Here is a 12,094-nt window from a genome sequence, read left to right on the forward strand (position 1 = left end):
AGCAGCAACCGCGTAGCGTTTCACGCTTGTGATCAGGTGTTAATTTTGGGAGAAGACTTTGTGTTGTACGGAATTGCCTTAATCAGCCTTGTATGATTAAATTCTTCAATCGTGCGAACGTTTTCAGGTGAGATAATCCCCCTGTTGATCCAGTTGACAACAGTTTCAACATTCCGTATATTGAACCGGCTGCAATATTCTTTGATCGTGACCCATTCAGTAAGGTCTACCAGCTCACCCTGACTGATCAGAAATGACTGTGCCTCCCGAATCGACTCATCTGCGGCAGCGAGCAATTGCTCAATTTCATATGCCAATTCTGTTTTTGTTTCCATGATTCTGGGTTTTAAGATTTCAGCGTTTTTTAAGTTTTTCCAAAAGCTCAATCGCGTCTTGCAAAGTCTCAATCTTTTGCCAAACCTTTAAGCGTTGATCTTCTGTCATTTCAGAAGAACGATCATTAAGAAGCTGCTTCAACGCAGCCAGGTGCATTCTGAGAGTAAATAGATACATAGTGCGCGTTATTTGATTAAAAATAGGAATTGTTTGGTTAGCAAACAAAATTTACACCTGACCGGAAGATATGCGATTGTTAATTCTAGTTCTGGCAAATATCACGACTGTCGCATTCGGGCAAAGTCAACCTGATTGTGCTTCGGAAAGTTACCGGGACAGCCTTTTTGCAGTCTATTCACGACGAGCAGATCTGTTTCCTATTGAACAGCCGAGCCGTGCACAGACTTACGATTCCCTCATTTCCATTTGTCCGAATATCGCAGAAGCCTATCAGGAAAAAGCCCAGCATTATATGGTTCTCAAAGATTTTGAACAGCTGTTCGGAAATATGGACAAAGCTGTTGAACTTGATACAAACCGCTGGCTGCCCTACCGCGGCTATCTGCATTGCATTGTGGCGGGCAATTATGAAAAGGCCATCGCAGATTTCCAGGAGGCTGAAAAGCGAATGCCCCACGCATTTACAATGGATCATTCTTTCTCGTTTTACAAAGCCATTGCCTGGATGCAGCTCGGTGATTTTGAGAAGGCGGAGATTAGCTTTTTACAAGATATAGCTACGCAAAAAAGAGGCGAAGGCAAAAACGATATCCACTATAACACATTGCTGTACTTCGGGATCATGTACTATCTGTCGGGGGAGCTTGACAAGGCGCAGGAGCGGCTGAATGAATGCCTGCAACTGTATGAGCAGCACCCTACCGCCAACTATTACATGGGACTGACGCTCAAAATTATGGGTAACAATCGCCAGACCACGTATTTTCAGAAAGCCCGGCAGTACATAGAAGAAGGCTACCGGATCAATGAACCCAATTCGCACTTTGCACCATATCCGCGGCAGGTAACGCTTAATGATCTGGAAAACCAGTGATTACGAAAATTTCTCTTCGATCCAGAGCGCAGCGAAGCAGATCATCAGCCACAGAAACCATACCCATTCCGGCAATGCACGTGAAGCGGTTCTGGATGTTGATTCAGGTTCGCCCGTAATCTCCGAGAGCCTTTCGTAAGTACTTACCAAAGTGGATATGCGAGCCAGCTGTGCTGTTTCTGAATCATTTTCAATATAAATCTCCGCCGGCACTGAATCCTGTAATGCGACCCAGCCCGATTGCACCGGTATAAACTCCGCGCTGCCCGCACTGAAATTAAGAGGCGATTTGGAAGCAAAAAGGGTATCCGACCCGATTGGCAAAATGCGCGGCAATGCAGCGAAATTATTCAGGCCCAACCGCGCTTTTACACCTTTAATAACCGGTGCTTCAATTTCCAGATTGTGACTCCCGGCGGGTTTTAAATTAGCCAGAATCGTATCCCAAACCTTTTGGTATGTGACCGAATCACCTGCCAGTTGCATCGGGAAAGTTTCATTCAGCAGACTGACACCCACATTACCGCGATGTTTTTCAATAGCAACCGGCATTCCTGCAACTTTGATCTGATTAGCAGCATTAACGAATTGAAAAGGCAGAGCGTCCAGCTGGGGCTGCACTTTTACGGCAGGCTCGTTTGAAATTTTGCGCACCTGAAAACGGGTACCTACAACCTCATTAATGCGCCTGATTTCAGATTCAGGATTAGTGAGACCAATAAAAAGAACACTGGCGCCTCCTGTCAGTGCCTTCTTCACAGCCGCGGAATTAGCATTGGCTGCATTCGTGATGACCAGATCGGGCGCCTTGGCCGCATTGATTTTAACACTCGATTTCAGATCCTTCGCAATCGCGACATCATACACCACAGCATGTCCGCTCTTACCCAGCCAAGCAGCCAGGTTCCGGCTTTCAAAGTCGGGACTGTCCAGGATAAAGCGCGCCGCAAGCGGAGTAGCAGGCCTGGCAAAAAATCGGAGCGTATCCTGTTGCTGACCATCAATCCCCAATGTGACCGTTGTCCTGCCTTCTGAAAATGCAGGAAATCGGAGCTTAAATCGACTTTCACCCTTGATCAGCATGGTACTATCCAGTGTATTCCTGCCATACCCAAGTTTAAGCACCTGCTTTTTAGTAGATACAAGCCGGCCAGACACTTCCTGCATTTCACCTTTGCGCAGTATTCCCTTCCATTGGAGATGCACAAACCGGTCAGGCTTATCATATGGTATCCACCTGATCACCGGCGGGGCCGCAGACAATGGTAAGCTGGTAAACAAACGCGGCGGAAACTCTGTCCCCACGAGCAGCAAGGTATCCACCCCCGCATGCGCTATTTCCTCAACTGGAACCACTTCCGCCCGCCGCAGACTATCCTGCAAATGACGCAGAAAAGTAGCTGGAACTTCACTACCTGGCAGGATTCCGGTAGTAACTCTCGCCTTTAAGGTAAGCTGTGGCTGTAATATAAACGCGATCACACTCAGCCATAAAATCACATTCAGTAGCAGCTTCAATCCAGCTCTCCTGCCATTGACAGGGCGATTCTTTAAAGCAAAAATCCCCCGCAGCAATGTAGCCAAAGCCGCGATGATCGCCGCTGCCAGGGTAATCAGGCTTAATGTGTCAGACCAGTCGAAATCAAGTTGGATCATTCAAATTCAATTTGTCAGCTACCGAAGCTTTTTCCAGAAAGCTTCTTCCAGCTTTTTATCAGCCGAATACCCTTTATATCCCTGCACTCCACGGTTGGCATATTTGTACAGGCCGGTTTTCAATTCTTCCTTTTCTGTCTTGGAGAGCACTTTACCGCTCACCAGTTTTTGCAATGCGGCAATCAGCGGCCAGTTCTGCAAGCCGCCATTAAACGGACCTGCCGAGATCAGCCGGTCGCTCAGCTCACTTCCGGCCAGCCGCAAACGTGCCTGACTGTTTTTGTCGGTTTTCACACGGTCCACAAACCCGAGCACTTCGGCGGCAAGCTGCGCAGTTTGCTTTTGATCATAGATTTTTTCGGAGGTAAAATCCGCCGCTATATCCTTTAACTCGCCCGTAAGCCGCTTCTCTTTTTCCTTGATCGGCGGCGGATCGTAGCCGCTCTTTTTGGCGTAAGTCCGCGCTTTCTGTTGTGCCGATTTCAGGTATTCTAACGCCTTATGCTCAAATGGAAGCGCCTTTTCAGGTTCGTACATCCGCAAATGCAGTTCCGACTGCCACATTTGTTCCAATGCCGATTTCAGCAAACTCCTGGTCGACTGCTCGTAAAAGGTATTTGTTTCGGCATCGTCGTGCGAATGCGTGTACTGCTCCATTAAAGCAGCGAGCGGGTCTTTCGATTCGGTTGGCGGCGCAGTTTTCCCGTGATCGTGTCCATGATCACCGGCATTTCCCTCCGCCTGGTGCTGTTCGGCTGCTTCTCCTGTTCCGTCAGAATGGTGCGTGAATGCATCTATGATATTACCTTCCGGGATTTCGCCGGGAGCCTCGCCGCCCCCGATATTGGTTTCAAACTCTTCTCCCAAATATTGTCCATACCGCAGCCGGAGCAGCTTCTGATCATACCCTATCTCGTTTGAAGCCGCATTAAATGGCTTTTTCTCCAACTTTCTTCTTTTTGCAATCAGCTTTTCAGTATCAATAATGATCTGCCGCTGGCTCCGGAAATATTCAGGCATGACGTTGACTGCCATCGTAGCCAGTTCCGCTTCTTCAATCTGCGCAGTGTCTTTATAAACCAGGAAGTAGGTATCCGATTTGGTAAAATTACCCTCGGGTACCCGGTTATCTACCGCTGCCCAATAATAGTAAAGTTCATCGCCGGGTGTAAAGTTGAGCTCATTCAGGTTAATCGTTTTCTGAACATTGGCTTCTTTGAATTGATTGGGACTCAATGGGAACCGCATTTCCCGGAACTTCACATTCTCTCCCGAACCCCGTGCGACCGTAGCAACTATAAATGCCTGTCTGACCTGAAAATCATCGGAGATCCTGGCTGAAACGCGGAGTGTTTTACTGTCTTTCAACAAATGATATTTGTACAACTCCTTCGAAGCCGGCTCTATCTTGGGAGCAAGGTCGGGAATCGCATCAAGCTTGTAAAACTCTGACTGGTAAACGAGTGAATCCTTCCAATAACCTTTAATGGAGTACAAACCCGAACCTGCAAGCCGGTCGGAATATTGAAAAACAGTGCCTTTCCTGACAAAGCGCACTTCCTCTCCCCGTGCATTGGCCAGCTTAACAGTCAGCTTATTTGTGTTGTTAAACTCCACCTCCCAACCCAGCTTCGAGCCGGTAATGGCCGACACATTCAGATCTTCTGAATCCGTTTGCCGCAGCCCGGTGTATGCAGGCGGACTCACAGACACTTCTGCCCGCACGAGCCGGGGCGCAACCTCGGGCGCATTCGTCCGCTCCTGCTGAACAAGCCCGGCATTTTGGCTAGCCGGTTTATCAGCTGAATTCCATTGAGGATGGAGAAAATAAATGATGGCGGCTATTGCGAGCACACCAGCATAAGGCGCCATTCCGGAGTACAACTCACGGAAAGGAAAGCTGATCTGGTTTTTCGAAATTCGCTCCAACTGCATTTGCTCAGCCAGGTTCAGCTCCTCTTTTTCCAGCAAATGCAAGCTGTATTCAGTATCGCCCGTGTAGCGATGGATCAGTGCGATTGCACCGGACTTTTTGCTTTCATATAACTTATTTTGCCAGATAGCGAATGCAAAAACAAGTCCCGAAGCAAGCGCAGCGTACGCGGCAGAAGCAAATGTAAAAATAAGCAGAAAGGCCGCGACTGCGAGCGATACACAGCGGATCAATCCGGCTGCAAAAAGCTGCACCGACACCGAGCTGATCAATTTGTTCAGACTATGCATAACGTGCAAGGGTCGATTTACGCAATACAAGCCACCTTTCTAACGCTGTTAGTAAAACGAACGCAAGCAAGAGCCACTTCCGGAGTTCAGCTGCTTCCTGTGTTTGTGGCATTTCAACTTCTTCAAATAATAAACTTAACTGCTGTCTGCTAAGCGGCTCTTTCCTGTTTTTTAGTTGGTAAAAAGAAGTAAATATCTCCCCTAGCCATTCCGGCAACCTCCCATTCCGAACCAGGTCGGACGAATTCAAAAGCAGGGAGTCAGTTACGTAAACTACATTACTATGTTGCGGCAAATCCGCTGTTTTTCCCGAGATCACATAGAGGGTTTTTGCCGCGGTCTTTGCTGGTTTTTGATCAGACAATATCCAATCGTACACATTGTCTGCATTTGCTTTCTCATCCATTTGAAAAGGCAAGCTGTAAACCTCAGTAAGTGCCTTTACAGCTGCCATAACAGACTGTCTTTCCGCAGGATTTTTATAGTCAATCAATAGCTTTAAATCACCGGAATGCACCGGCTTAGAAGCGAGCCGTACTGTTGATGCTCCATTCTGCGCAACTTCCAACACGCCACTACCAGGATTGACAAACAACCTTTTACCTTCATTCAACTCCATATAATTAGCCGGCTGCATCGAAGCAGAATCGGTAAGCGTATACAGACTGAACTTACCTGGCACAACTACTTTGGGCATAGAAAGCAGCTGCTGGTCTGCCAAGAGGTAGATGCTCGTTTGCCCTTTGGCCAGCTTGTTAATGCTTTTCTGAATGTATTGTACAGGATTACCCACCTCAGGTATCTCTGAAGTAGAGCGCAGTGCCTGCTGATCGGGGCTGATCCAAAAAACGTGCTCGCCTGCCTTCAATGCATTTTCAATCTCAAACCGATAATTATTCACAACCCTGGGATCCGCCTGCACGAGATGCACGCGCTCTTGCGCCTCATTGCTTTTCCACCCATGCAAAACCGGCTGACTGAGTAACAATGCAAGCAGGATAATCAGGAAACAACGAATGAGCAGCAGCAGGATCTCGTGCAGACGGATACCTCTGTGTTTGAGCGAGCTTTCATCCACCAGCCACCGCGATGCTGCCCAGGCAATTACCTCCCCTTTTTTTTGGTACCAAAAGTGAATAGCGATCGGCAATGCGACCCCTGTAATTCCCCACAGCATCCACGGTTGCAGCAATTCCATCAGCCTTTTCTTTTGGTTAAAAATGTTTTTAACACCATTCCGATCGGGTCGCTTAACCTGGCTGTGATCAAATGCACAAACGGGATCTGCAAGTCACTTTTAAGTTTCTCAAAATACGCCTGTGCCGACGCCACGAATTTTTCGCGGACAGAAGCAGCGTCAAGCTCCATTTCTCTCCCGGTTTCCAGATCCTTAAACCTGTAAAAACCACTTAATGTAAAGTCAAGCTCCTGATCGCCCAAAATCTGGAAAATCACAATCTCGCGATTCGGATTTGCCAATGAACTTATCAGTTGCAGCCACTCTTCATTTACCTGCAAAAGGTCACTTACAAGAATAAGCTGCTCCTTTTTCTTTGATCGCAGCTCAGTCAGTTTCCCTTCTTCCCCTCCCTCCATCCTCCACTCTCCCGAAGCTTCCGCCTTTTCCAGTCCCACCAGCATCTTCTGAAAAGCCTGTTTGCCCGAAGCAGATGAACCTGCCGCACATATGGTTTCCAGACTGCCGTTTTTCAAAGCATACAAGCTCATCTGGTCATTTTGAATGTAACCCAGGTAAGCCAGCGAGGCAAGCAATATCTGTGCATATTGAAGCCTGCTGACGCCATTTTCGGCATAATTCATGGAGCCGGAAAGGTCAAGTAAAAAACGTAGCTGGCGGTCGCTCTCGGTGGAAGATTCGCGGACAAGATGTTTGTCGGTTCTTGCAAAAAGCTTCCAGTCGATCCGCTTGGGATCGTCGCCAGGCTGGTAGTGCCGGTATTGTTCAAATTCAATGCCGATCCCCGAGCGTTTGCTGGCGTGTATACCGAGCATCAGCTCCTCGCTCACCAGCTTGCCGGTAAGTTGGAGGTTTTTGAGCTTTACCAGATTTGCTGCCAACAGGCCTTTTTGCTTTGCCATCCTGAATGTGAAATTGGTGTCAGGGTTTGAGCGTGGCAAGCAAATCGCTGATCACCTGGTCACTGTTGATATTCTCAGCTTCCGCGCGGAAGTTCATAGCAATGCGGTGACGAAAAACGGGATAGGCAAGCGTTTGTATATCTTCCGGAATAACCGCGAAACGTTCGTGCAACACAGCCCTGGCTTTGGCACAAAGTACAAGCGCCTGCCCTGCCCGCGGACCAGCGCCCCAGTCACACCATTCCTTTACAAATGCCGACGGGCTGCCCTCAGGCCGGGTAGCGCGAACCAGCTTATTGATCCACACGATCAGCTCCTCACTGATATGCACCTGGCGGACAAGCTGTTGCAAATCGCGGATATCGGTATCAGAAAGAACCCGCTCCACCTGCGCCCTGGCCGAGCCGGTTGTACCTTTCAGTACATCCAGTTCCTCCTGTTCGTTGGGGTAATTCAGTTTGATATAAAGTAAAAAGCGGTCAAGCTGCGCCTCTGGTAATGGATAGGTACCGGCCTGCTCAATGGGATTTTGGGTGGCAATGATCAAAAAAGGATCAGGCATTTGATAGCTTTCTCCTCCGTAGGTCACGCTTTTTTCCTGCATGGCTTCGAGCAATGCAGCCTGCGTTTTTGGCGGAGTTCGGTTGATCTCATCCGCAAGTACCACATTGGCAAATATCGGCCCGCGATTGAATTTAAAAAACTTCCTGCCTGTGTCATGGTCTTCTTCCAGGATTTCAGTACCCACAATATCGCCCGGCATCAGGTCGGGTGTAAACTGTATCCGTTTGAAGCTCATGTGCAAAGCTTCTGACATGGTTTTTACCATCAAAGTCTTCGCGAGCCCCGGCACACCTTCCAGCAGGCAATGCCCCGACGCAAGCAATGAGATCAATATTTCATCAATCGCTTCCCGCTGCCCAACGATCACCTTCGCAATCTCCCTTTTCAGGAGCGGAAGCTTGGAAACAAGTGATTTGTAATGTTCTGGTGAAGTATTCAATATGGAAAAAATTAATGTTAATCTGCTATTTTTTTACTTGTCCCTCCATCCTCCCTTTCCTCCGTTCTCCTTTCCTAAACTCCCAACGCATAAACCACAATATTGACCCCGAACCTTGTATTATCCACGGCCAGGAACCGTTTGTTCCTGAAATCGTAGTCCCATTCGCAGCCGTAGTCTTTATTGCTGTACAAAACGCCGATGCGGCCATTGATCGTAATGGCTTTGAGGTAATCGTGGACCAGGTCGTCGCCCCAGCCGTTTAGCTCGAATGATGTAGTTGGAGGACCGTCTTCGAATTTGAAGAAGGAGTGGTAAATCGGGTGATTATTCGGGATTTTCTGTAATGCTTTGGGGCCAAAAGTGCGTTCCATTTCCTGCTCAAACGACTTAGCAAACAGTCCGTCAATATCGTGGTTGCAATCGTCTACAAAAACAAAGCCGCCATTTTGAACATACCTGCGGAAATGATCGCGTTCCTGCTGTGAAAATTCGACCAGTTTGTGACCGCTTAAATAGCAGAATGGACTCTTGAAAAGCTCGTTACTGCTAAGCTGCACTACTTTTTCTTTCTCGTCAACCGGGATTGTGGTGTACTCGACCAGCGAATGCAACAGATTGGAAGGCATTCGCTGATCGGTATCCCAGTTACCCGAAGTGTATTGAATTCGTGTGAAAAAGAAAGGCTTCAATACTTAAACTGCGTCGGAAAGTGATGAAAATGTAAATTCCCTGATCTTCATAGGTGGTATCAGATAGTTACGGTCTGACTCCGTACTTACCACCCGCTCAGATTTCCCAAGTGTTTCCAGATTGTTCAGCATGATAACCGGACTTTCGTTGAAGCGGAAATTCTTGATCGGATGTTTGATAACGCCGTTTTCAATGTAAAAAGTACCGTCGCGCGTCAGGCCCGTTTGTAGTAAAGTCTGCGGGTCCACCTCCCGGATGTACCAGAGTTTGGTCACCAGAATTCCCTGCTTCGTCGACTTGATCATTTCCTCTAAAGTGGCTGTCCCGCCTTCCATGATCACATTAGTAGGGAATGGAACTGGCTTGACATTGTTTTTCTTGGCCCAGTACCTCGAATAAAACATGTTTTTCACCACGCCCTTTTCAATCATGCTCATTTTATTGATCGGCTGCCCGTCTCCCGACCAGGGTGACGAAGGAAGATCCGGATTTGCGGGATCCGTGTAAATGTTCACACGTTCGTCCACGATCTTTTCGCCCAGCTTGGTTTTGCCGCCCGGTTTGCTCAGGAAAGACCGACCTTCATCGGCACTGCGCGCGTCCATTGCGAAGAAGATATTTTCCAGCAACACCACAGCCGCAGTAGGTTCCAGAATCACGGTATACTTACCCGGCTCCAAAGCCTTTGCTCCCACAGAACCTTTGGATTTCAGGATCGCAATCTTCGTTGCAGCCGCCGTATCCAGCTTTTTAGCGTCGCTATAGCCCCTCGCCACATAGCCAGAACCCGTTCCGTCCGGTGTGCGCACGGTGAGTGAAAAGTTGATATTGGTGCTGGGGTAATACGCAAACAAACCCTTGGAGTTCATCATCGCGCGGTAACCTTTCTGGTTTTCCAGAAAACCGGCCGCAGTCAGGTTCTGAGCGCGTGTCAGTTCAAGGCTCTTGGCAACCGCATCGGCCCTGAAATCGGGGTTAATGGCGGCAGTAGACTCGAAAAAACCGGTTGATTTACCATAACTCTGAGGTTCGAGAACACCTACATACTCGGGATTTTCGGGAGCGAGCTGCGCGAGTTCTTCGGATCTTCTCACACATTTTTCAATTGCCTCGTCGCTGAATTCGTCCACAGTGGCAACGCCCACTTTTTGCCCGAATGCGGATTGCACTTCCAGGTTCTGGTTGGTCAAAGCGCCGCTGGTCGACACTTCATTACGGGCATAGCGCAAGTTGCCCCGCTCCTCGCCCATTATATTGATTTCGCATTCATCTGCTTTGGAATATTTCAAAACCTTTTGCAGCAATGCTTTTGCTTCTGCTTCTGTTAAGATGATGGCCATGGTGGTGTTTTTGTTTTAAATCTTCCTTGCCGTATTGATCACATTAACTCCATTGAAACGCGCAGTTGAGCTTCCGTGAGACACCGCGCTTGACTGTGAAGGCTGACCCTTCCCGTCGAAGAAAGATCCGCCCAGGCGATAATCCCTCTCGTCACAAACCTGCACGCATGAATTCCAGAACTCCTGCGTGTTAGACTGGTAAGCCACATCTTTGAGCATACCGACTATTTTTCCATCCTTAATTTCATAAAACAGCTGTCCGCCAAACTGGAAGTTGTAACGCTGCTGATCGATTGAGAATGAGCCGTCGCCGATAATATAAATGCCTTTTTTCACATCTTTGATCATCTCGTCTACCGACAATGGCGTTTTGCCAGCTGCCAGGGACACATTCGGCATCCTTTGAAACTGCACCGAACTCCAGCTATCCGCGTAGCAGCAGCCGTGTGACTCTTTTTCCCCGATGATATGTGCCTGATCGCGGATCGCCTGGTAGTTAACGAGTACCCCATCTTTGACTAAGTCCCATTTCTTGGTATTCACCCCTTCATCATCCCAACCTACGGCACCGAGCGAGCCAACCTGCAACTTGTCGGCGATCAGGTTAACCTGTTTGCTTCCGTATTGGAAATTCTTCGACTTCCATTTGTCAAGTGTCGCAAAAGAAGTTCCGGCGAAATTGGCTTCATATCCAAGTACGCGATCCAGTTCAAGCGGGTGACCTACTGACTCGTGAATGGTCAGCCACAAATGCGACGGATCAAGGATCAGATCGTACTTGCCCGCTTCCACCGACTTGGCTGTAAGTTTCTCCTTAGCCTGTTTGGCAGCTGCGGTAGCATCTTCCAGCATATCATATCCCATATTATAGCGCGTGGTAATGCCGGTTACCTTATCTGCCGGATTTGCCTGCAGATAATCGTAGCCCATTCCCATTGGTGCGCTGAGTGCATTCCGGGTTTCAAACTTGCCACTTTTCGGGTCAATGGTCGTGATATTGAAAATCGGCCAGATCCGGTGTACATCCTGATCAATGTAAGACCCGTCTGTTGATGCGAAATATTTTTGTTCGTTTACCAGAAAAAGAACCGAGTTCACATAGTTGGCGCCATTCTTCATCGCCGCATCGTTGACAGAAAGCAGCAGGTCTACTTTTTCCTTTATTGGTACTTCAAAACCGTTTTTCTTGATCGGGGCTTTCCAGCTTACTTCACCAAAACCTTTCTGCGGGGCCAGCTGAACGGGCTCTTTCATTAATTTAGAATTGGCTTTGGCGATCGCAACAGCGTCCTCCGCAGCTTTCGCCATCTGGGCTTCATTATTCACATCTACAACTGCTGCAAATCCCCAGCATCCATTTGCGATCACACGCACACCCACTCCGTAAGACTCGGTGTTGACGATGTTCTGCACCTTTTCTTCCCGGGTAACTATAAACTGATTGAGGTAGCGTCCGATCCGCACGTCGGCATAGGAGGCGCCTTTGGCTTTGGCAGCATTCAGCGCTGCATCGGCCAGCCGCTTCTTGACCGCCACATCGGCTCCTGACTGGAGGAATGCTTCCGGGGAAACAACTTTGCCCATTGCCAGGCCAGGTAACATGAACGCTCCGGTCCCTAACCCAGCCAGTTGAATGAAATCTCGTCTTTTCAAAGTATGTAGATGTTTGCTAATAGTGGCATGATTGAA

11 protein-coding genes are annotated in these 12,094 nt (G+C 48.4%); 1 reads left to right on the plus strand and 10 read right to left on the minus strand.

Going from position 1 to position 12,094, the window contains the following annotated elements; all coding sequences use genetic code 11:
• Window positions 1–32: 32 nt before the first annotated feature.
• A complete protein-coding gene (locus tag AC1XTG_RS03775) occupies window positions 33–335 on the minus strand; it encodes a hypothetical protein (protein ID WP_157474775.1) in 303 nt (100 codons plus the stop codon).
• Window positions 336–354: 19 nt separating this feature from the next.
• Window positions 355–513, minus strand: a complete 159-nt coding sequence (locus tag AC1XTG_RS03780; RefSeq protein ID WP_484841070.1) for a hypothetical protein — start codon at window positions 511–513, stop codon at window positions 355–357.
• 70 nt (window positions 514–583) lie between these two features.
• On the opposite strand from AC1XTG_RS03780, the gene AC1XTG_RS03785 reads away from it, so the two are divergent.
• The gene (locus AC1XTG_RS03785) at window positions 584–1,390 is read left to right on the plus strand and encodes a tetratricopeptide repeat protein (RefSeq protein WP_484841071.1); all 807 of its coding nucleotides are present in this window, start codon (window positions 584–586) and stop codon (window positions 1,388–1,390) included.
• Here the strand turns inward: AC1XTG_RS03785 and AC1XTG_RS03790 are convergent, their stop codons facing one another.
• From AC1XTG_RS03790 to AC1XTG_RS03825, 8 genes are all read right to left on the minus strand, one after another.
• The gene (locus AC1XTG_RS03790; RefSeq protein WP_484841072.1) at window positions 1,391–3,046 is read right to left on the minus strand and encodes a hypothetical protein; all 1,656 of its coding nucleotides are present in this window, start codon (window positions 3,044–3,046) and stop codon (window positions 1,391–1,393) included.
• Between the two features lie 18 nt (window positions 3,047–3,064).
• Window positions 3,065–5,269 (minus strand): hypothetical protein, encoded by a 2,205-nt coding sequence (locus tag AC1XTG_RS03795; protein ID WP_484841073.1) that lies wholly within the window; start codon window positions 5,267–5,269, stop codon window positions 3,065–3,067.
• Window positions 5,262–6,467, minus strand: a complete 1,206-nt coding sequence (locus AC1XTG_RS03800) for a BatA domain-containing protein (RefSeq protein ID WP_484841074.1) — start codon at window positions 6,465–6,467, stop codon at window positions 5,262–5,264. Before AC1XTG_RS03800 ends, AC1XTG_RS03795 begins: the two co-directional genes overlap by 8 nt.
• Window positions 6,467–7,369 (minus strand): DUF58 domain-containing protein, encoded by a 903-nt coding sequence (locus AC1XTG_RS03805; protein ID WP_484841075.1) that lies wholly within the window; start codon window positions 7,367–7,369, stop codon window positions 6,467–6,469. The genes AC1XTG_RS03800 and AC1XTG_RS03805 overlap by 1 nt, the downstream gene beginning before the upstream one ends.
• A gap of 19 nt (window positions 7,370–7,388) precedes the next feature.
• Entirely contained in the window at window positions 7,389–8,372 is a 984-nt protein-coding gene (locus AC1XTG_RS03810) for an AAA family ATPase (RefSeq protein ID WP_484841076.1), read from the minus strand.
• 74 nt (window positions 8,373–8,446) lie between these two features.
• Window positions 8,447–9,064: a DUF4159 domain-containing protein gene (locus AC1XTG_RS03815; RefSeq protein ID WP_484841077.1), complete on the minus strand. Its 618-nt coding sequence runs from the start codon at window positions 9,062–9,064 to the stop codon at window positions 8,447–8,449.
• A 3-nt stretch (window positions 9,065–9,067) separates the two neighbouring features.
• Window positions 9,068–10,405: a TldD/PmbA family protein gene (locus tag AC1XTG_RS03820; protein WP_484841078.1), complete on the minus strand. Its 1,338-nt coding sequence runs from the start codon at window positions 10,403–10,405 to the stop codon at window positions 9,068–9,070.
• Between the two features lie 15 nt (window positions 10,406–10,420).
• Window positions 10,421–12,058 carry a TldD/PmbA family protein gene (locus AC1XTG_RS03825; RefSeq protein ID WP_484841079.1) on the minus strand — a complete coding sequence of 546 codons (1,638 nt, stop codon included), beginning with the start codon at window positions 12,056–12,058 and terminating at the stop codon, window positions 10,421–10,423.
• Window positions 12,059–12,094: the final 36 nt, after the last annotated feature.

The sequence above is a fragment of the Dyadobacter sp. HNCC25DJ183 genome, from assembly GCF_056895175.1.